The sequence below is a fragment of the Ferdinandcohnia sp. GQ5 genome, assembly GCF_059759275.1.
In genome coordinates, this window is record NZ_JCAXEW010000062.1 from 1 (window position 1) to 369 (window position 369).

Annotated in this window: 2 tRNA genes; both read right to left on the reverse strand. The window is 46.6% G+C overall.

The features are described 5' to 3' along the window. Positions 1–150: 150 nt before the first annotated feature. A tRNA-Ala gene (locus AC6CHV_RS26400) sits at positions 151–226 on the reverse strand. Between the two features lie 17 nt (positions 227–243). Further along, a tRNA-Ile gene (locus AC6CHV_RS26405) sits at positions 244–320 on the reverse strand. Positions 321–369: the final 49 nt, after the last annotated feature.

Genomic DNA, 369 nt, shown 5'->3' on the forward strand with positions numbered 1-369 from the left:
CCTCCGCTGCTCATGCACCCTAAAGTGCACTCCGCTGCTCGAAAACTCGTCGCCTCGAACTTCTTGCTTCTCGTGCGCCTTTAAGTTTTAAAGAACTTTTACTACTTCAATGAATGTTTTGTTACGTTATCTAGTTTTCAAGGAACAAATTGGTGGAGCCTAGCGGGATCGAACCGCTGACCTCCTGCGTGCAAAGCAGGCGCTCTCCCAGCTGAGCTAAGGCCCCAATTGATATAAGATGAATGGTGGGCCTAAATGGACTCGAACCATCGACCTCACGCTTATCAGGCGTGCGCTCTAACCAGCTGAGCTATAGGCCCATTCATTTATTAAATTTGAAGAACAATCAGTTCTCTCAAAACTAAACAT